The 18,991-nt window shown below is 70.0% G+C and carries 17 protein-coding genes; 11 read left to right on the forward strand and 6 right to left on the reverse strand.

Going from position 1 to position 18,991, the window contains the following annotated elements:
- Positions 1–57 precede the first annotated feature (57 nt).
- Positions 58–591, reverse strand: coding sequence for a DUF4245 domain-containing protein (locus ACFWA7_RS31340; protein WP_385540364.1), 534 nt, complete (start codon positions 589–591; stop codon positions 58–60).
- 124 nt (positions 592–715) lie between these two features.
- Between ACFWA7_RS31340 and glpX the strand changes: the two genes are divergently transcribed.
- A complete protein-coding gene (glpX, locus tag ACFWA7_RS31345) occupies positions 716–1,747 on the forward strand; it encodes a class II fructose-bisphosphatase (protein ID WP_385826489.1) in 1,032 nt (343 codons plus the stop codon).
- Positions 1,748–1,826: 79 nt separating this feature from the next.
- On the opposite strand, the gene ACFWA7_RS31350 is transcribed toward glpX, so the two are convergent.
- Together ACFWA7_RS31350 and ACFWA7_RS31355 are read right to left on the reverse strand one after the other, a co-directional pair.
- Positions 1,827–2,183 (reverse strand): WhiB family transcriptional regulator, encoded by a 357-nt coding sequence (locus ACFWA7_RS31350; protein ID WP_266983185.1) that lies wholly within the window; start codon positions 2,181–2,183, stop codon positions 1,827–1,829.
- A 149-nt stretch (positions 2,184–2,332) separates the two neighbouring features.
- A complete protein-coding gene (locus tag ACFWA7_RS31355; protein WP_385826491.1) occupies positions 2,333–3,040 on the reverse strand; it encodes a DUF1707 domain-containing protein in 708 nt (235 codons plus the stop codon).
- Between the two features lie 183 nt (positions 3,041–3,223).
- On the opposite strand from ACFWA7_RS31355, the gene ACFWA7_RS31360 reads away from it, so the two are divergent.
- From ACFWA7_RS31360 to ACFWA7_RS31390, 7 genes are all read left to right on the forward strand, one after another.
- Positions 3,224–4,918, forward strand: coding sequence for a fumarate hydratase (locus ACFWA7_RS31360; RefSeq protein ID WP_385540359.1), 1,695 nt, complete (start codon positions 3,224–3,226; stop codon positions 4,916–4,918).
- 401 nt (positions 4,919–5,319) lie between these two features.
- On the forward strand, positions 5,320–5,529 hold the full coding sequence (locus tag ACFWA7_RS31365; protein WP_385540357.1) for a hypothetical protein: 210 nt from the start codon (positions 5,320–5,322) through the stop codon (positions 5,527–5,529).
- Positions 5,510–6,031 carry a DUF6879 family protein gene (locus tag ACFWA7_RS31370; protein ID WP_385540356.1) on the forward strand — a complete coding sequence of 174 codons (522 nt, stop codon included), beginning with the start codon at positions 5,510–5,512 and terminating at the stop codon, positions 6,029–6,031. The genes ACFWA7_RS31365 and ACFWA7_RS31370 overlap by 20 nt, the downstream gene beginning before the upstream one ends.
- A complete protein-coding gene (locus ACFWA7_RS31375; RefSeq protein ID WP_385826493.1) occupies positions 6,004–6,858 on the forward strand; it encodes a helix-turn-helix domain-containing protein in 855 nt (284 codons plus the stop codon). Before ACFWA7_RS31370 ends, ACFWA7_RS31375 begins: the two co-directional genes overlap by 28 nt.
- 859 nt (positions 6,859–7,717) lie before the next feature.
- Positions 7,718–8,158, forward strand: coding sequence for a glycine-rich domain-containing protein (locus ACFWA7_RS31380; protein ID WP_385826495.1), 441 nt, complete (start codon positions 7,718–7,720; stop codon positions 8,156–8,158).
- Between the two features lie 71 nt (positions 8,159–8,229).
- Positions 8,230–8,658 (forward strand): hypothetical protein, encoded by a 429-nt coding sequence (locus ACFWA7_RS31385; protein WP_385540350.1) that lies wholly within the window; start codon positions 8,230–8,232, stop codon positions 8,656–8,658.
- 205 nt (positions 8,659–8,863) lie between these two features.
- Complete coding sequence (locus tag ACFWA7_RS31390; RefSeq protein WP_385540348.1) at positions 8,864–9,355, forward strand: DinB family protein; 492 nt, start codon at positions 8,864–8,866, stop codon at positions 9,353–9,355.
- Between the two features lie 172 nt (positions 9,356–9,527).
- Here the strand turns inward: ACFWA7_RS31390 and ACFWA7_RS31395 are convergent, their stop codons facing one another.
- The 3 genes from ACFWA7_RS31395 to ACFWA7_RS31405 form a co-directional block, all read right to left on the reverse strand.
- Complete coding sequence (locus tag ACFWA7_RS31395) at positions 9,528–9,755, reverse strand: helix-turn-helix domain-containing protein (protein ID WP_385540346.1); 228 nt, start codon at positions 9,753–9,755, stop codon at positions 9,528–9,530.
- A 321-nt stretch (positions 9,756–10,076) separates the two neighbouring features.
- Complete coding sequence (locus ACFWA7_RS31400) at positions 10,077–12,689, reverse strand: GNAT family N-acetyltransferase (protein WP_385826497.1); 2,613 nt, start codon at positions 12,687–12,689, stop codon at positions 10,077–10,079.
- A 70-nt stretch (positions 12,690–12,759) separates the two neighbouring features.
- Positions 12,760–14,274: a ricin-type beta-trefoil lectin domain protein gene (locus tag ACFWA7_RS31405; RefSeq protein ID WP_385540342.1), complete on the reverse strand. Its 1,515-nt coding sequence runs from the start codon at positions 14,272–14,274 to the stop codon at positions 12,760–12,762.
- A 107-nt stretch (positions 14,275–14,381) separates the two neighbouring features.
- On the opposite strand from ACFWA7_RS31405, the gene ACFWA7_RS31410 reads away from it, so the two are divergent.
- From ACFWA7_RS31410 to ACFWA7_RS31420, 3 genes are all read left to right on the forward strand, one after another.
- Positions 14,382–15,773, forward strand: a complete 1,392-nt coding sequence (locus tag ACFWA7_RS31410) for a class II fumarate hydratase (RefSeq protein WP_385540340.1) — start codon at positions 14,382–14,384, stop codon at positions 15,771–15,773.
- A 104-nt stretch (positions 15,774–15,877) separates the two neighbouring features.
- The gene (locus tag ACFWA7_RS31415; protein ID WP_385540338.1) at positions 15,878–16,552 is read left to right on the forward strand and encodes a DUF402 domain-containing protein; all 675 of its coding nucleotides are present in this window, start codon (positions 15,878–15,880) and stop codon (positions 16,550–16,552) included.
- A 237-nt stretch (positions 16,553–16,789) separates the two neighbouring features.
- A complete protein-coding gene (locus ACFWA7_RS31420; protein WP_385826499.1) occupies positions 16,790–18,889 on the forward strand; it encodes a SpoIIE family protein phosphatase in 2,100 nt (699 codons plus the stop codon).
- Positions 18,890–18,991: the final 102 nt, after the last annotated feature.

The raw sequence follows: 18,991 nt of genomic DNA on the forward strand, positions 1-18,991 counted from the left end.
CCCCAGTGGGGTGCGGCGGCCTTTGCCGTACGGCGTCAGAGGACCGTCAGACGGTCGTCACGTCTTCTTCAGCTCCAGCGCCGCCGCCATCCGCTCCAGCTGGGCGAAGCCCGCCGTTCCGGTGACCACGGTCGTGGAGCCCTTGTCCTCGCGGACGAGCGCGTCGTACTTGGGGCCCTCCCAGCGGCGCCAGGTAGCGCCCGCGATCTGCTGGGTGCGGTCGGTCTTCGCCGCCCGCTTGGCGACGGACCGCACGAACTTGTCCCGGTCGGGCGCCGAGGACTGCTCGATCGCCACGTACTCCTTCGCCGGGTCCAGGAAGCCCAGGTGCCAGGCGTTGTCGGCCTGGCCGTCGTACGTGACCGAGGTCGCCTTCCACTTGTCCTGGTCCGGGAGCCCGACCGGCGCCGCCACCGGGTACGGCGCGGCGCGCCGGACCGTCAGGAGCTCGACGCGGTAGTCGACCGCCTTGACCGGGTCCTTCTTGCCGTCGTGCGGGATGAACATGTACATCACAGCCACGGCGATGCCGATCACCGCCAACGACTGCAGCATGTTCCGCACACTCTGCTTGCCACGTGTTCCTGCCACGCACCCATGGTCTCAGGTCATGTCGGTGCTCATACGTGGCCCCCTCTGCTCATTTTGTCGACGTAACGATAGAGTCCAATCACCCTCTTTTCCCGGCCGTCGCCGTACAGAAAGGTGCGCTCCGATGACCGAGCACAACCTGCCGCCCCAACTTGAGGTCTCACCCGAGGCTCCCGATCGCAACCTCGCCCTGGAACTGGTCCGGGTCACCGAGGCCGCCGCCATGGCAGCGGGCCGCTGGGTCGGACGCGGTGACAAGATCGGCGCGGACGGCGCCGCGGTCAACGCCATGCGCACCCTCGTCTCCACCGTCTCCATGAACGGCGTCGTCGTCATCGGAGAGGGGGAGAAGGACGAGGCTCCCATGCTCTACAACGGTGAGCGCATCGGTGACGGCACCGGCCCCGAGGTCGACATCGCCGTCGACCCCATCGACGGCACCACCCTGAACGCCAAGGGCATGCCCAACGCCATCGCGGTCCTCGCCGCGGCCGACCGCGGGACGATGTTCGACCCGTCCGCCGTGTTCTACATGGACAAGCTCGTCACCGGGCCCGAGGCCGCCGACTTCGTCGACATCAACGCACCCGTGTCGGTGAACATCCGGCGTGTCGCGAAGGCCAAGAACTCCTCGCCCGAGGACGTCACGGTCGTCATCCTCGACCGGCCGCGTCACGAAGGCATCGTCAAGGAGATCCGGGAGACCGGCGCCCGCATCAAGTTCATCTCCGACGGCGATGTGGCCGGATCCATCATGGCCGTACGTGAAGGCACCGGTGTGGATCTGCTGATGGGCATCGGCGGCACGCCCGAAGGCATCATCTCCGCCTGCGCCATCAAGTGCCTCGGCGGCACCATCCAGGGCAAGCTCTGGCCCAAGGACGACGCCGAGCGCCGGCGCGCGCTGGACGCGGGCCACGACCTGGACCGGGTGCTGTCCACCGGCGACCTCGTCTCCGGCGACAACGTCTTCTTCGTCGCCACCGGCATCACCGACGGCGAACTCCTGCGCGGCGTCCGCTACCGCGGCGAGACCGCCACCACCCAGTCGCTGGTCATGCGGTCGAAGTCGGGCACGATCCGGCAGATCGACTCCACGCACCGGCTGTCCAAGCTCCGCGCGTACAGCCAGATCGACTTCGACCGCGCGAAGTAGCGGTTCCGACCGCGTGCGTCCGTGAAGGGGCGCCCCCGTTGTGCGGACGGGGGCGCCCCTTCACGTACGTACGCGCGCGTCAGGCGGCGGACGCGGACTTCTTCAGCTCGACCTCGCGCCGGCGCCGACGGGCCAGCACCACGCGCCGCTCCGCCGCCGTCAGACCGCCCCACACCCCGTAGGGCTCGGGCATCAGCAGGGCGTGCTCGCGGCACTCGACCATGACGGGGCAGCGGGCGCAGACGCGCTTGGCGGCCTCCTCGCGCGACAGGCGCGCGGCCGTCGGCTCCTTGGAGGGGGCGAAGAACAGCCCCGCCTCGTCCCGGCGGCAGACCGCCTCCGTGTGCCACGGGCCCGCCTGGTCCTCCCGAGCTGGGCCGCGCTGCGGCGGGACTGCGACGGCGACCTGCAGGGACTGATGCGGCGGATGCAGCACGGCCAACTCCTGACGACGGCTGACGACGGCTTCGCGAGCGAGCGACGATGCGACAGTCCCTACCCGCTGTACGCGTGCCTATGCACTGAGTTCCGATGTCCGGAATTCCGATCGTGCGCCGATGACTGGAAGTGTGCGGACGCGACGCGTCAGGAGTCGAGGTGTTTGCGCAGGCGGCCGTGGAGGTCGGCGATCCGCTTGCCGCGCTTGGGCTTGGCCTCGATGTTGCCGAATACCGAGTATCCGTTCACGACGACCACGGGTGCCTCGGGGTGTTCGGCCTCCAGCGTGTCCACTTCGAAGTTGCCGAAGATGCCGGTGCCGCTGCCCCGCAGGGTGAGGTTCTCGGGGACCCGGACCTCCACGTTGCCGAAGATCGAGGTGGCGTTGATGACGGAAAGCCGCTGTTCGAAATAGGCTTCGGTGAGATCGATCTCGACGCTGCCGAAGAGCGCGAACGCGTTCGTACGGCGGCCGATGCGCCAGCGGCCCTTGCGGGTCGAGCTGGAGAAGACGGCGACCAGACTCTCGGCGGCGACCGGCCCCACGGCGTCGTCCGGAGCGTGTGCGGTCGCATACGCGGGCGTGGACGACGCGGACGAGGGCGCGCCGAACCGGTGCGCGCCGTCGGCCGCCGCGGGCAGGTCCCGTACCAGCGGCTCCAGTTCGCCCATCGTCTTGGCGCGGTAGACGCCGTCGATGCGCTCGGCGTGCTCCTCCGCGTCAAGGCGCCCCTCCGCGAGGGCCTCGCGCAGGATGTCGGCGACCCGGTCGCGGTCGGCGTCGGAGGCGCGCAGGGGCGCGGGCTGGGCGGGCTCCACGGGCTGCGGCTTGGCGTCGTGCTTTTCGAGGTCCACGGAGCCAGCGTACCGAAACGCGATAGATCGCGACTAGGGGTACGCGAGAGTGGGCGCGCCGCCGGGTCCGGGCGCAACTGAGCCCTACCTCACAGGAGCGGGGGCGTGGCGGCGGCATACGCTTGAGGGCGCTGTGCCAATGGAGGTCAGCCGCTGTCTGCCGAGTGAGGAATGGCCGTACACATGCCCCCCGTCTCCCGCCCTGCCAGCCCTGCGTTCGCGTACTCCGATCTGCTCCCCCTGGGAGAGGACCACACGCCCTACCGACTGGTGACCGCCGAGGGTGTCTCCACCTTCGAGGCCGACGGCCGTACGTTCCTCAAGGTGGACCCGGAGGCGCTGCGCAAGTTGGCCGCCGAGGCGATCCACGACATCCAGCACTACCTCCGCCCGGCGCACCTCGCCCAGCTGCGGAAGATCATCGACGACCCCGAGGCGTCGTCCAACGACAAGTTCGTGGCGCTCGACCTTCTCAAGAACGCGAACATCGCGGCGGCGGGCGTGCTGCCGATGTGCCAGGACACCGGCACGGCGATCGTGATGGGCAAGCGCGGCCAGAACGTGCTGACCGAGGGCGGCGACGAGGAAGCCCTCTCGCGCGGCATCTACGACGCGTACACGCAGCTCAACCTGCGCTACTCGCAGATGGCTCCGCTCACCATGTGGGAGGAGAAGAACACCGGCTCGAACCTGCCCGCGCAGATCGAGCTGTACGCGACGGACGGCGGCGCGTACAAGTTCCTCTTCATGGCGAAGGGCGGCGGCTCGGCCAACAAGTCGTTCCTCTACCAGGAGACGAAGGCCGTCCTGAACGAGGCCTCCATGATGAAGTTCCTGGAGGAGAAGATCCGCTCGCTGGGGACGGCCGCCTGTCCGCCGTACCACCTGGCGATCGTGGTGGGCGGCACGTCGGCCGAGTTCGCGCTCAAGACCGCGAAGTACGCCTCGGCGCACTACCTCGACGAGCTGCCGACCGAGGGCTCGGCCACCGGGCACGGCTTCCGTGACCAGGAGCTGGAGCAGAAGGTCTTCGAGCTGACGCAGAAGATCGGGATCGGGGCGCAGTTCGGCGGCAAGTACTTCTGCCACGACGTGCGCGTGGTGCGCCTGCCGCGCCACGGCGCCTCCCTCCCGGTGGCCATCGCCGTCTCCTGCTCGGCGGACCGCCAGGCGGTCGCGAAGATCACGGCCGAGGGTGTGTTCCTGGAGGAGCTGGAGAAGGACCCGGCGCGGTTCCTGCCGGAGACGACGGACGAGCACCTCGACGAGTCCGGCGGCGTGGTGAAGATCGACCTCAACCAGCCGATGGACGACATCCTCGCGGAGCTCACCAAGTACCCGGTGAAGACCCGTCTTTCGCTCACCGGGCCGCTGGTCGTGGCGCGCGACATCGCGCACGCCAAGATCAAGGAGCGGCTCGACGCGGGTGAGGAGATGCCGCAGTACCTGAAGGACCACCCGGTGTACTACGCCGGGCCGGCCAAGACCCCCGAGGGGTACGCGTCCGGGTCCTTCGGGCCGACGACGGCCGGGCGCATGGACTCCTACGTCGAGCAGTTCCAGGCGGCCGGGGGCTCCAAGGTGATGCTGGCGAAGGGGAACCGGTCGGGGCAGGTGACGCGGGCGTGCGAGGCGCACGGCGGGTTCTACCTGGGGTCCATCGGTGGGCCGGCCGCCCGGCTCGCCCAGGACTGCATCAAGAAGGTCGAGGTCGTCGAGTACGAGGAGCTGGGGATGGAGGCGGTGTGGAAGATCGAGGTCGAGGACTTCCCGGCGTTCGTCGTCGTCGACGACAAGGGCAACGATTTCTTCACTTCGCGTGAACCCGAGCAGCCGACGTTCACCAGCATCCCCGTCCGGGGTCCCGGCCTGGGCTGACCCCCAGCAGCACGACAGAGCCCCTGGCACACGCCGGGGGCTCTGTGCTTGATAAGTGATCTCGCGCCTGCTCGGATGTCCGCAGCACGGTCATGATTGCTCGGCGTCGACCATGAGCATCCGCCGGGTGAGGCTGTGCGTTCCCGGCGGCAGAGCAGCCATCGCAGCCTCTGCGTAGACCACACCTCCTGCGCGGTCCCCCGGACCGTTTGGGAGCACTGCCCTGGCGTCGGTGGTCGTTAGGACGCTCCAGGGGTCGGAGGCAAGGTTCCGGCTACCGACGTGATCCGGCCGACCGCACCGGTTTCCTGTTCTCTCAACTGTGATCCCTTGACCCTGCGGTCACGGGGTCGGGAGCATCGAACGGGACACGACCGAAGACCTCGCAGCAGGGGGACGGCATGGCAGTAACACGGCTGGTCGGGGAGTGCGAGAAGGGGACCTGCGCCACGCTGTATCGCGTGGAGGAAACCGGGGACCTCTTGGTGCAGGGCTACGACTTAGAGGACGCGGGGGCCGTGGTCGGCATCGAGATCCCTGCCGGTGAGTCCGTGGTCCGCATCCCCGCTGAGATCATCGAAAGGTACGCGCGTGAGCATCTCGCCCGCTGAGTTCGAGAAGCTGTTCTCCAACTTCCGCCGGGAAGCTTTCCGGCTGGAGACCCTGGACGACTACAGCGGATCATCTGACCCGGAGATGATCCGCACATTCCTGGCCGGCGAGCCTCAGTCGGACAACTACAACCAGGAATGGGCCGACGAGGTACGCGGCAACATTGAGGCCGGAAAGCGAATGTACCGCGTCCACATCCTCTCGCGCCCCATGACGGACTATCTCCGATTCGAACTCGGCTGGGGCTACCGCAAGAACGCAAAGGCCGGAGAAGAGTTCTTCATCCTGGACACCACAGATCAGCCGAACCCACTGGAAGGGGTTCCGGACTTCTGGATGTTCGATGAATCCTCCGTGGTCTCGATGAACTACGGAGAAGGCGGAAAGTTCCTGGGGGCTGAATCCCACTCCAACCCTACAGAATGGATGGCCCGCCGCGACCTGGCCCTGAGTCGCGCCGTACCATTCGCTGAATGGTGGGAGCGGTACGGAAACGAGTGATCAGCACGGATCTCGGCAGAGCACTGCGGGAACTGCGAAAGGCCAGCGGGAAAGAGGCCAAGGCGGTTGCCCGCAGTGCTGCCATGTCTCCAAGCAAGCTGAGCAAGATTGAAAACGGGCACCTTGCGCCTAGCGTCATCGACGTGGAGCGCATTCTTTCGGCCTTGGGCGTACCGGCAGAGGTGAAAGCCCAGCTGACCGAAGCTGCCCGCGTGGTGGCCACAGAGGCCACCGCGTGGCGCATCTACCGCCGCACCGGCCTCTACAAGCATCAGGAAGAGATCCGAGCCATGGAGGCTCAGACAAGCCTCCTACGAGTCTTCCAGTCCTCCTGCATTCCGGGGCTTCTCCAGTCGCCAGAGTACGTCCGTGCGGTTCAGCAGAATTCAGAGCTGACCGAGGATGCGCTAGAGAAGATGATCGGTGCTCGGATACGCCGACAGGAAGTCCTGTACGACAGGCAACGCGCCTTTCGCTTCCTGATTACTGAGTCCGTTCTCAGGTGGGAACTGATCCGGCCGCCGATGATGGCGGCGCAGCTAGACAAGCTCGTCACCATGTCGAGAATGCCGAACATTGTCATTGGGGTAGTGCCACAGTCGGCACCGAAGAACGACCTTCCTACATGCTCGTTCGTCATGTTTGATACTCGACTAGTAATTGTCGAGATCCCGCACGCCGAGATCACTACCAGCGAGCCGAGGGATGTAGAGCAGTACGTGAGCAAGTTTGACGGATTTGAGCGCCTAGCGCTAACGGGTGACGCCATGCGTTCCATGGTCGAGAGCATTCGAGATGAGTTCTTGCGGGAACAGGAAACCGGCTAGAACCTCGCCCGGCACCCAGACACCATTGGTTGTCGATTCCCGGAGACAGCGGCGAAGGGTGCGCAATGGCAACCAAGATGGACGAGTGGGAGTACGTGACGTACGCGCCCCCCGGACAAAAGTGTTCGGCCTGCCTGCGGGACGTTAAGCCTCTCGAGCCCGTACGCCGAGGGACCGTCGAGCGTGCTTCCGGTCCGCCGGTCGTGGTCTATCGGCACTCGGGGGAATGCCCCACTCGGAGAGTGGCTGCGGCGTGATGGACATGCAGACGTGGAGAGACGGTCACGACCGGGCCGCTGGCGCCGCCGAATCGCTACGGGCAGCATTGACCGCCCTCGGTGTCCCCGAGTCTTCATGGAGCGGGCTACGCCCTACCGTGACGCACACCGGCAAGCCGTACGTACATCTCGGGATGCTTCCGGCCGACGTGGTGCAGCAGATCGCGGAGGCGCTGCGGTTGCCCTCGGCGCACTGACGGACTCACAGAATCCTGTCTCCGTCACCACCTCCCGACGGGAGACAGGTAGACCCCCGACCGGACAAGGCATGAACAGGGACAGGACGTGTCCCGTCTGAGTTGACGTGCTCAGGTTCTCCCCCCGGTCCGCCCCTTCGCTGGGGTGCCGCCCTGGGCGGTGAGGGCACCGCTCCGGACCCAGGGAAGCCGGGGCATCCACTTCCAAGACCCCCGTCCCTGACGGGATGGGTAGCAAGACAGACCACAGCCGAAAGGACGTGATCCGAGATGCGAGCTGACCCCGACCCCGGCGACAAGTCGGGGGACGGCGGTACCGGCGGAGGCCAGTTCCCGCCCCCGCCTGCCGCCTGACCTCCACCCACCGACAGAAGGTGTCTCGCTATGACGACCATGGTTGAAAGCCCCGTCGCGTTACGGCACGGGCGGGACCTTGTCAGCCCCGAGCTGTTCGAGCGGCTGGTGGAGTTCTGCGCAGACGAATACGGCCTTGAGCGTGGCGTGGCCGACCGTGTGATGGATCAGGCCGTCGCGTTCCTGTGGGTCGTGGGCACAACCCGCGCCACCGACATGGCGCCGAGCAAGACCGTGGACCCCGGCTGGCACACGTTCATGCTCCACAGCCAGGAGTACGAGGAGTGGTGCCACAAACAGTTCGGCTACTACGTCCACCACGCCCCGAACTCCAAGGTCCGCACGCGCGGCCTGATGGTGGACGTGGTCGGCCGGATCAAGGTCCACGGATTCGACGTTGACGAGAGGCTGTGGGGTACCGCAGCCGACTGCAATCAGCCGGCGTGTTGTAGCGACGGCCCCTGCTGCTGATCTCCTCGAACGAAGTAGGACCCGGGCACGTCACAGGTGCCCGGGTCCTACCTTGAGCAAAGGTACCGCCCATGGCATCTGACGAGGGTCTGACCGGGATCAGCAGGGTCACCGTATTCGCCATGTTCGGCGTGGTCTTCGGGTATGCCACGCACCACCTTGACGAGCGGCGAATCGGAGATGTGGCTATCGTCGGCCCGCTGACTCCCGGGGTCGAGTGGGGGCGCCTGTGGCAGATGGCCCGCAACTGCGGACGGCCCACGGCCAGCGAGACCGAGCTAGCCCAATGGGTGCTCACTCAAGCCACCCGGGCATTCGTGTGCGGCAGCGACCGCATCGCGCAGTTCCAAGAACAGGGGTGGAAACTGGAACCGGGTGGAAAGCGCGTCCGGTTCGATGCGACGTACGCCAACCGTGACCAGCTCTGGACGGGGAACCTGACCGTGGAAGGGCTCACCCCGGACCAGGTAGCCGAACGGCCATCGCTCTACCGAGGCTGACCTGATCTCCCGTTGACCCCCTCCATCGGCGGGCGAGTGTCTGCTGCTTCCCCCAGTGGCAGATGGGCGGGGTCGTGGCGGTGTCGGTCCCTCCCGGTACGTTCGTCGTGTCATGGCCGCGCAGGTTCGCACGACGACTGGCTGGGCGTGGACGCCTATAGTCCTCACTGTGATCCACAAAGTCGCTCCCCCGTCGGAGCCTCCGGTGACGCTCAGTGATCCGCGCGAGCTTCTGGCCGGTTACCTCGACTTCTACAGAGAAGCTGTCCTTCGTAAGTTGGAGGGTCTCTCCGATGACGAGCTGCGGAACAGTCGATTGCCTTCCGGCTGGGCGCCCTTGAGCCTGCTGAAGCATCTGGCTTACGTAGAACTGCGATGGATGCGGTGGGGATTCTCCGGCGAACAAATCGAAGAGCCGTGGGGCGACCACTCCCAGCCCGGCCAGTGGGGTGTCGGACCGGATGAATCCATCGAGGACGTCAAGGAGTTCTTCCGAGAGCAGTGTGCGCGCACTCGCGCCATCGTCGCCGAGGCACACTTGGAAGACCAGGCAGCGACTCTCGGCGGACGTGTCCCGGCCGACGAAGATCGCCCGACGCTGATCTGGATTCTCTTCCACCTGCTCCAGGAGTACGCGCGACATGTCGGCCACCTCGACATCGCACGCGAGCTGGCCGACGGGGTCATCGGCGAATAAGACCGGTGGGGCTACTCGGCGGCTTCGCGCGGCGCTCATCGGAAGAGGCCCTCGACTGCGGGTGCGGCCTCTACCTCAACGAGCCGACTGCCTGGACAAACGCACCCTCAACGATTTAACGCGGTGCAGCACTTGTAGAGCACGGGGGGCATGGTCGGGGCGCTGCCGCGCCCTACTCGGAGAGGTGACGGTAAACGGTGGCCTGTCCGACTCCGAGCGCCTTGGCGATCGCGCCGTAAGACTCACCATCCGCCCGGCGAGCCTTGACCGCAGCGATCATGTCGGCAGTCATGGCCTTCGGCCTGCCACCGGTACGGCCCTGAGCCTTCGCCGCTTCCAGACCGGCACGGGTGCGCTCCACGATCATGTCTCGTTCCAGCTCTGCGAAGGCGACCATCATCGTGAAGAAGAAGAATCGGGAGAACGGCGCAGTTCCCCGCGCCCCTTAAGGCAGAACGGGGCCCGGCCACACTTCAGCCCCTCCGGCGTGCGAGGAGCGGGGGGCAGGGAGCGGAGCTCCCGCCCCTTCAGGGGCGCGGGGAACTGCGCGACCAGCCACAGACGGCCCGCAGACGAACGGAGCCAGGGGCGAAGCCCCGGCCCCCACCCACCCGCAGGCAAATCAGGGGCCCGGGGCGCAGCCCCGCAATGGGGTCCGGGGGGCGTAGCCCCCGGCAGCCCGGCCCAGCCCGGCCCACCACCCGGCCGCCCGCCCAGGGCTTCAGGGAACGGGCGGGGTGGGGGGCCTCTCCAAGAACGCCAGGCGCGCCCGCTTCTCCGGCTTCTCCACCTCCTCCCCCAGCACGAACCCCGCCCGCACCATCCGCTCGATCGACTTCTCGTTCCGTACGTCCGGTTCCACCACGATCCGCCGATACGACGGCTCGGACAGGACGTAGTTGATCAGGGACTTCATCAGCGCGCCCGTGAAACCCGGGCGCGCCGGGCCCGGCGCCGGGGCCACCAGGATGTGGACGCCCACGTCGCCCGGGCGCACCTCGTAGCACTCCCCCAGCGGATCCGCCGCCGGCTCGTACGTCTGGAACAGCCCCACCGGCTCGTCGTCCAGCAGGAGCAGGAACGCGTGGTGCGTGGGGAGGGAGTCCACGTACGCGTAGGTCTCCTCCACGTACGCGCGGTCCGCGTCCAGCATCCCCCAGAACCGGGCCCGCTCCTGGGTGACCCACGAATGGATCAGGTCCGCGTCCCCCGACGGGTCCAGCGGGCGCAGCCGGACCGTTCCGAAGCCGGCGACCTTCTCCTCGTACACGTAGGCACCGCGCTCGTACAACGTCTCTCTCCTCAGGTTGCTCCAGTCGGTCACCACCGGCGCCGACTCCCCCGCCGCCCACAGCCGGAGCTGGTCGCGGTGGTGGGGGCTGCCCGGTGCGCCCGACGCGCCGAACGGGACCACCCAGAGGCTGTCCTCGCGGCGGGCCAGGTCCCAGACGAACCGCGCGGCCGGGCCCCGGGCGCTGCGGTGGGTGAGGCCGGGGACGCTGCTCGTGGACAGGACGCAGTCGTGGTCGCCCGCCAGGCCCGGCCACTCCTGCGGCGCCGGCAGCGCCTGCCACGGCGCGAGCCGGTGCGCCTCGCCCCACGGCCCGAACTCCACGCCCTCCGCCGCCACTTCCTCCAGCGCCGTCCGTACCAGGGCCGCCCGGTCGAGTTCGGGCAGCATCGAGGTCGTCAGGATCGTCTCCAGCGCGAACGCGATCCTCGGCGTCAGCGCCAGCCAGGGCAGGAACAGGTCGGGCAGGGGCGGGAGTTCGGCCAGGTCGGCGAAGGACGGGTGCGCAGCCAAATGGCGTACCACCCGCTCCCGCACCGTCGCGTACGCCATCGCGTCCTTCGAATCCGCCTCCATGCGGCGGTCCCAGCGCGTCGTCAGTCGGTCCCGGAGAGCGTCGGCCTGTGGGGTGAGGTCCTTCAGGCGCGCCAGGAGCCCCAGCAGCGGGCGGGCCGACGCCAGGTCCGTGTCCGTGTGGATCGCCGACATCCGCTGCGGCGTCCACGCGTGCGAGCCGGACAGCAGGCTCGCTATGCGGTCCGCGCGGTACGGGGGCGCGAACTCCACGCCCAGCGGCGCCGCCAGGCCCCGCTGGTTGGCCATCACGGCCGTCCCGGACACCTCCGCGCGCGGCATCGGGGCCCAGCCCTTCCACGCGTGGGCCGCCTCCCACGCCGGTACGACCCGTACGCGGTTGGTGCCGTGGCGCAGCGGTACGCGGCCCGCCACACGGTGCAGATGGCCGCCCCGGGTGTCGGCGGCCTGGACCACGTTGACCGGCTCGACCCATTCGTCGAAGGCGCGGTCGACGTCGTCGGCGGTCCGTGCGCGCAGCAGCGCCGGGAGCGCGGCGAAGCCGAGGGCGGCGGTGACGCGGGGCGGGTGGCGCAGGCTGATGGCGTCCGGCGCGTCGGGGCCACCGATGATCACCGGGCCCCGGTCCGTCTCGATCACCTCGACCGTCACGGGGGCCGCGCCCGCCACTTCCACCTTCTCCGTGTGGACGGCCGCCGGGCCCCAGCCGTCGGGGCCGAGCGCGGCCACGCCCGTACCGTCGCGGCGCAGGCGTTCGCGGAAGAGGTCCTGGTAGTCGGCCATGGCGTTGGTGATGGCCCAGGCGACCGAGCCGGTGTGGCCGAAGTGGGCGATGCCGGGGACGCCGGGGACGGCGAGGCCCACGACGTCGAACTCCGGGCAGGCGAGGCGGATCTGCTGGTAGACGCCGGGGTCCTCGATGAAGCGGTGCGGGTCGCCCGCGATGATCGCGGCGCCGGTGGCGGTGTGCTCGCCGGTGACCAGCCAGCCGTTGGAGCCGGAGGTGCCGGGGCCGTCGGTGGCGAAGAGTTCCACCGCGCCCGCGCCGAGCGCCGCGACCGCGCGCTCGCGCCAGAGTTTGGTGGGGAACCCGGCGAAGAGGATGTGGGTGGAGAGCCAGACACCCAGCGGGGTCCAGGGCTCCCAGCGGCCGGGCGCCAGGCCCGTCTCCGCGAAGCCGGGCTGCCCGGCGGGCCCCGCCCCCTCCGCGAGGCCGTCGTTGACCCCCGCCACGTACGCCGTGACCCAGTCCGCCGTCTCCGCGTCCAGCGCCTCGAAGCACCGGCGGGCGGTGTCGGCCAGGCGGGCGCGGCGGGCGAAGACGTCCCAGCCGGCCGCGTCGGGGCCGAGGAAGGCGGCCGTGGTGCCCTGCACCCGGTGCCGTTCGACCTCCAGCTGCCAGGCCCGGTCCACGGCGGTGACCCGTCCCTGTGCGTACGCCAGCTCGCGGGCGTCGGCCGCCCGCAGGTGCGGGACGCCCCAGGTGTCGCGATAGACCTCGGCGCTCACGCCCGATCCCCTCCCTGTAAGTTAGGACAGCCTAACCTAAAGGGAGGGGACGGTTATGGGGTGGCCACCGTTACGCGAAGCGCTGCGACGGGGAGCCGTCGCACGGGCGCAGCGTCAGCGGGTCCCTGGCCGCCGCCAGCGTGGCGCACAGGCCGCCGGCCGCCGCCGGGCGCAGGGTGGAGCCGTCCCTGACGAACTCCTGGTTGGCGCCGCCGTGGCAGTTCCAGATGATCAGCTTGGCCCCGGCCGAGTAGTTCGCTCCCGGCACGTCCAGGCAGCGGTCCTGGGTGAGCTGGGTGTGGACCGACTCGCGGGCTCCGTCGTACCACCAGTTCTGGTTGCGGCCGCCGTGGCAGTCCCAGCCGATGACGGCGGTGTTGTCGGCGCTGGACGCGCCGCTCACGTCCAGGCAGCTGCCGGTCGAGGCGTTCTTCAGCGGCTGGTACGCGTCGTCCCAGGCGAGCGGGTAGAGCACCGGCGAACCGGTGGACGCCGGGTCGGCGCAACTGGCCTCGCGCTGCCCCGAGTTGTAGATCTGGGTGAGGCAGGACGCGAAGGCGCCGTGGCCCCGGTAGTTGGGGTGGAAGGACTGGCGGACCGAGTTGGAGTCCGGCAGGCCGGGCTTGGACAGGTCGATGTAGAGGCCGCGCGCCCAGGTGTCCTCCATGCACACCTCGTGGCCGTTGAAGAGCCGCGAGTTGTCGAGGTAGAAGGCGCCGGTGTCGGCGGCCGCCCTGCGCATCCCGCGCTCGAAGGCGGGGACGGCGGTGTTGCGGCCCCAGACGGTGTCGGAGTCGTAGCCGAGGCCGCCGCAGACGAGCTTGCCCGGGAAGCCGGGGTTGTCGTGGAAGTCGGGGCCGATCGGGCTCGGGTAGCCCATCACGACCAGCTTGTAGTCGCCGTCGGTGTACCCCGCGTCGCGCATCACGCTCTTCAGATCGGTGACCGTCTGCTCGACCTTGGGCACCAGGCCGTCGACCCGCGCCTGCCAGCCGGGCGCGTACTTCGACTCGCACGGGCCCTGGAGCAGCAGGTACCGCTCCACGCAGTCGGTCATCACCGGGCCGAACTGGAGGTCGTCGTTGGCCCCGGCGACCAGCAGCACCATCTTGATGCGGGTGTTGCGGGCCTTGATGGCCAGGCTGTCGCTCTGCACGAGCTCGTCCGCGTACTGCTTCGAGCCGCCTATCCGGATGTTGCCGGTGTACGCGCCCGAACAGGCCACGTTGTACGTCTCGTCGGCGGGGATCCCGGTGCGGTGGATCGCGGAGTCGGGCGCCCGGTGGCACCAGTTGTCGGGGCCGTTGGTGCCGGCCTCGTAGGTCCCGACGCCCTCGCCGGAGATCTCGCTGTCGCCGAGCGAGATGAGCCCGGTCCTGCGCTGGTCCATGGGCCGCTCGGCGGAATCCCCGTACAGCTTGAGCGCCTCGGCGGCGCGGATCTTCTCCAGCTCGGGCGGAAGGGGGGTGGACTGTACCGTCGCCGCGGGTGCGGCCGTGGCTGTTGCCGTCATGCCCCCGAACGCGGCCGCCGCGGCCACGGCGGCCGCGAACGTACAGCGAATTCTGTGCCTGGTGCGCCTCATTGCGCCTCCCCGGTGATGAGTTACCACCGGTATTTACTGGCCAGTAGGGCTCCATGGGAATAGGTAGAACCAGACAACTGCTCAACTTTTTCAGGAGGTTCAGAGATATGAACGACAGCGAGTACCGGATCGAGCACGACTCCATGGGCGAGGTGCGGGTCCCCGCGCATGCCAAGTGGCGGGCCCAGACGCAGCGGGCGGTGGAGAACTTCCCCGTCTCCGGGCAGCGTCTGGAGCGCGCCCACATCGAGGCGCTGGCCAGGATCAAGGCGGCCGCGGCCAAGGTCAACGCCGAACTGGGCGTGCTCGACAAGGACATCGCGGAGGCGGTCCAGGAGGCGGCCGCGGAGGTCGCCGAGGGGCGCTGGGACGAGCAGTTCCCGGTCGACGTCTTCCAGACCGGCTCGGGCACCTCGTCCAACATGAACATGAACGAGGTCGTGGCGACCCTGGCGAGCGAGCGGCTCGGCCGGGACGTCCACCCCAACGACCACGTCAACGCCTCGCAGTCGTCCAACGACGTCTTCCCCTCCTCCATCCACATCGCCGCCACGGCCGCCGTCACCGGCGATCTCGTCCCGGCCCTGGAACACCTCGCCGAGGCGCTGGAGCGCAAGGCCGCCGAGTTCGCGGACGTGGTGAAGTCCGGGCGTACGCATCTGATGGACGCCACCCCGGTCACCCTCGGCCAGGAGTTCGGCGGCTACGCGGCGGCGATGCGGTACGGCGTGGAGCGGCTGCGGGCCTCGCTGCCCCGGCTCGCCGAACTCCCGCTGGGCGGCACCGCCGTCGGCACCGGCATCAACACCCCGCCCGGGTTCTCGGCGGCCGTGATCGCGGAGGTGGCGCGGGCGACCGGGCTGCCGCTCACCGAGGCCCGCGACCACTTCGAGGCGCAGGGGGCGCGGGACGGCCTGGTGGAGACGTCCGGTCAGCTCCGCACGGTCGGCGTCTCGCTCACCAAGATCTCCAACGATCTGCGCTGGATGGCGTCGGGGCCGCGCACCGGACTGGCCGAGATCAACCTGCCCGACCTCCAGCCGGGCTCCTCGATCATGCCCGGCAAGGTCAACCCGGTCATCCCGGAGGCCGTGCTGATGGTCGCGGCTCAGGTGACCGGCAACGACGCGACGGTGGCGGCGGCGGGCGCGGCCGGCAACTTCGAGCTGAACGTGATGCTCCCGGTCATGGCCAAGAACCTGCTGGAGTCGATCCGGCTGCTCGCGGGCGTCTCCCGGCTGCTCGCCGACCGTACCGTCGACGGGATCACCGCGAACCGCGAGCGGGCGCGGGAGTACGCGGAGTCCTCGCCGTCGGTCGTCACCCCGCTCAACAAGTACATCGGGTACGAGGAGGCGGCGAAGGTCGCCAAGAAGTCGCTGGCCGAGCGCAGGACGATCCGCGAAGTGGTCCTGGAGGGCGGGTACGTGGAGCGCGGCGACCTCACCGAGGCGCAACTGGACGAGGCGCTGGACGTGCTGCGGATGACCCGGCCCTGAGGCGCGGGCGGTGCCGGTGCCGGTGCCCGCGCGATGACCGGGCGGTGACCGCGGCCGTGACGCGGGTCGCAGCGCGGTCTTGACCGTGCTCCTAGGATCTGCGCATGACAGGTACCGGAGGCATGAACCACTGGGCGCCGGGGGAGCAGATCCTCTGGCGCTACCGCGGCAATGCCCCCGGCCAGAAGAGCCGCGTCCACATCTGCCGCCCGGTGACCGTCGTCCAGGACACCGACGAGCTGCTCGCCGTGTGGATGGCGCCGGGCACCGAGTGCGTCAAGCCGGTGCTCGTGGACGGCACCCCCGTCCACGAGGAGCCGCTGGCCACCCGCTACACCGCCCCGCGCACCACGGAGCGCGCGCGCTGGTTCGGCACCGGGGTGCTCAAGCTCGCCCGCCCCGGCGATCCCTGGTCGGTCTGGCTGTTCTGGGAGCGGGGCTGGCGCTTCAGGAGCTGGTACGTGAACCTGGAGGAGCCGCGCACGCGGTGGTCGGGCGGGATCGACTCCGAGGACCACTTTCTCGACATCTCCGTCTACCCGGACCGCACCTGGCAGTGGCGGGACGAGGACGAGTTCGCGCAGGCCCAGCGGGTGGGGCTGATGGACGCGGCCCAGGCCCGGCGGGTCCGGGCGGCCGGGACGGCGGCGGTCGAGGTGATCCGGGCGTGGGGCAGGCCGTTCTCGGACGGGTGGGAGGAGTGGCGGCCCGATCCGCGGTGGCCGGTTCCCGCGCTCCCGGCGGACTGGGATCGCACCCCGGCGCATATGCCGTCGTGAGACCCTTGATGCGCCCCCGGGGTTCAAACGTAGGATCGTCCTCCGCAAGGCTGCGCATCGACAACGAGGGAACTCAGGGCGCAAATTGACCGTATGTCACCTCAAGGGGGGTCGGGACGTGAGGGGTGTCGCGGCCGCCCGTGGAGCGGGTATACCGCACGAAGCGACTGCCTCGCGCATCCTCGCCCTGCTTCCAGCACGGTGGATGTCTCACTCCGGACGGACGGAACCCGACGCGTGACGGAGCATCAGCCCACTTCGCACGAGAGCCGGCACCAGGAGCAGCTGGCCCGGCCTCCTGAGGCGGCCCGGCCGCGCCCGGACGAGCCGGGCGCGGGCTCCGCCGCGCACTCCCCCGCGCCCGCCCCCCAGGCCACGGCTCCGGCCGCCCGGCGGGGCCAGGCCCGCGCGGCCACCGCGTCCGTGCCCGGCCAGCCCGAGCCGGGCTCGCGCGACCTCGCCCTGGACCTGGGCGCGGCGGCGACCGCGAGCGCGATGGGGGTGCCGCCCGGACGGGGCCCCTCTCAGTCCCCGGGCGCCGGTGTGCCCGGCGGCCCGGCCTCCGGCGCTCCCGGGGCCGGCAGCGGCGGCGAGGTCCCCGGCGGCGGGGACAGTGCGGCCGTGGCCCGCCGCGAGGGCGACCGGCTGCGGTTCGTGGGCGCCGCGACCCGCAGGATCGCGCGCGGCATAGACCTCGACGAGATCGTGCTCGGGCTGTGCCGGGCCACCGTCCCGACCTTCTCGGACGCGATACTCGTGCATCTGCGCGACCCGCTTCCGGTCGGGGACGAGCGGCCCGCCAGCCCCTTCGTGCTGCGGCTGCGCCGAACCGACCGGCTGCGTTTAGTCGATGATTCCCTGCAGGAGCCGGAGGCGATCGACGCCCTGTCCCTGCTGAACGCCCAGACCGATCTGACGCCGGCCGCCGAGCTCTGCGAGGTCCGCACCGGCGGCGCCCTCGCCGAGGTGCTGCGCGGGGTGCGGCCGGTCTTCGGCGACTCCGTGCCCGCCCGCCTCGCCCTGGCCGAGCTGCTCGGCCCCGACCGCCCGGTCCCGGGCGGCCACCGGACGATACTCGCCCCGCTCCGGGGCCGGCGCCGAGTGATCGGCGCCGCCGTGTTCGTACGCGGCCTGGAGCGGCCCGCCTTCGAGGCGAACGACCTGCTGGTGGCGGCCCAGCTGGCCACCCACACCGCGCTCGGCATCGACAAGGCCGTGCTGTACGGACGCGAGGCGTACATCGCGGACGAGCTCCAGCGGACCATGCTGCCGGACTCGCTGCCCCAGCCGACCGGCGTGCGGCTGGCCTCGCGCTATCTGCCGGCCGCCGAGACCGCCCGGGTCGGCGGCGACTGGTACGACGCGATCCCGCTGCCCGGCAGCCGGGTCGCCCTCGTCGTCGGCGACGTCATGGGCCACTCGATGACCTCCGCCGCGATCATGGGCCAGCTGCGCACCACCGCGCAGACCCTGGCCGGGCTCGACCTGCCGCCCCAGGAGGTGCTGCACCACCTCGACGAGCAGGCCCAGCGGCTCGGCACCGACCGGATGGCGACCTGCCTGTACGCGGTGTACGACCCGGTCGCCCACCGGATCACCATCGCCAACGCCGGACATCCGCCGCCGGTCCTGCTCCACCTGGGCGGGCGCGCCGAGGTGCTGCGGGTGCCGCCGGGCGCGCCGATCGGCGTGGGCGGGGTCGACTTCGAGGCGGTCGAGCTGGACGCCCCGGCGGGCGCCACCCTGCTCCTGTACACGGACGGCCTGGTGGAGTCCCGGCTGCGGGACGTGTGGACCGGCATCGAGCAGCTGCGCGAGCGCCTCGCCGCCACCGCCCAGCTGACCGGCCCGGACCACCCGCCGCCGCTCGAAGCGCTCTGCGACGACGTCCTGGACATGCTGGGCCCCGGCGACCGGGACGACGACATCGCGCTGCTCGCGGCCCGCTTCGACGGGATCGCGCCGAGCGACGTGGCCTACTGGTTCCTGGACCCGGAGGACTCGGCGCCCGGCCGGGCTCGCCGGCTGGCCCGGCGCGCCCTGCACCGCTGGGGCCTTGAGGAGCTCACGGACTCGGTGGAGCTGCTGGTCAGCGAGGTGGTCACCAACGCCGTGCGGTACGCGGAGCGCCCGGTGACCCTGCGGCTGCTCAAGACGGACGTCCTGCGCTGCGAGGTCGGCGACGACTCGCCGCAGCTGCCCCGGCAGCGCCGGGCGCGGGACACCGACGAGGGCGGGCGCGGTCTGTTCCTGGTGAACCGGCTGGCCAGGCGGTGGGGCGCGACCCGGCTCTCCGGCGGCAAGGTGGTCTGGTTCGAGCTGGCGACCCGCCCCTGAGGCGGGGCCGGCCGGCCCGATACCCGGCCCAGGACCGGACGGGATCCAGATGTTGCCGACCCCCCGTCGGCGGAGTTGACTGGCTCGTGGACGAAGCGACCC

This window comes from Streptomyces sp. NPDC059994, assembly GCF_042737755.1.
Lineage (GTDB): Bacteria > Actinomycetota > Actinomycetes > Streptomycetales > Streptomycetaceae > Streptomyces.

Excerpts from the sequence above, each read along its gene's own strand:
- glpX (WP_385826489.1), top strand. The coding sequence starts at position 716 with ATGACCGAGCACAACCTGCCGCCCCAACTTGAGGTCTCACCCGAGGCT.
- ACFWA7_RS31360 (WP_385540359.1), top strand. The coding sequence starts at position 3,224 with ATGCCCCCCGTCTCCCGCCCTGCCAGCCCTGCGTTCGCGTACTCCGAT.
- ACFWA7_RS31365 (WP_385540357.1), top strand. The coding sequence starts at position 5,320 with ATGGCAGTAACACGGCTGGTCGGGGAGTGCGAGAAGGGGACCTGCGCC.
- ACFWA7_RS31375 (WP_385826493.1), top strand. The coding sequence starts at position 6,004 with ATGGTGGGAGCGGTACGGAAACGAGTGATCAGCACGGATCTCGGCAGA.
- ACFWA7_RS31380 (WP_385826495.1), top strand. The coding sequence starts at position 7,718 with ATGACGACCATGGTTGAAAGCCCCGTCGCGTTACGGCACGGGCGGGAC.
- ACFWA7_RS31385 (WP_385540350.1), top strand. The coding sequence starts at position 8,230 with ATGGCATCTGACGAGGGTCTGACCGGGATCAGCAGGGTCACCGTATTC.
- ACFWA7_RS31395 (WP_385540346.1), bottom strand. The coding sequence starts at position 9,755 with ATGATGGTCGCCTTCGCAGAGCTGGAACGAGACATGATCGTGGAGCGC.
- ACFWA7_RS31405 (WP_385540342.1), bottom strand. The coding sequence starts at position 14,274 with ATGAGGCGCACCAGGCACAGAATTCGCTGTACGTTCGCGGCCGCCGTG.
- ACFWA7_RS31410 (WP_385540340.1), top strand. The coding sequence starts at position 14,382 with ATGAACGACAGCGAGTACCGGATCGAGCACGACTCCATGGGCGAGGTG.
- ACFWA7_RS31415 (WP_385540338.1), top strand. The coding sequence starts at position 15,878 with ATGACAGGTACCGGAGGCATGAACCACTGGGCGCCGGGGGAGCAGATC.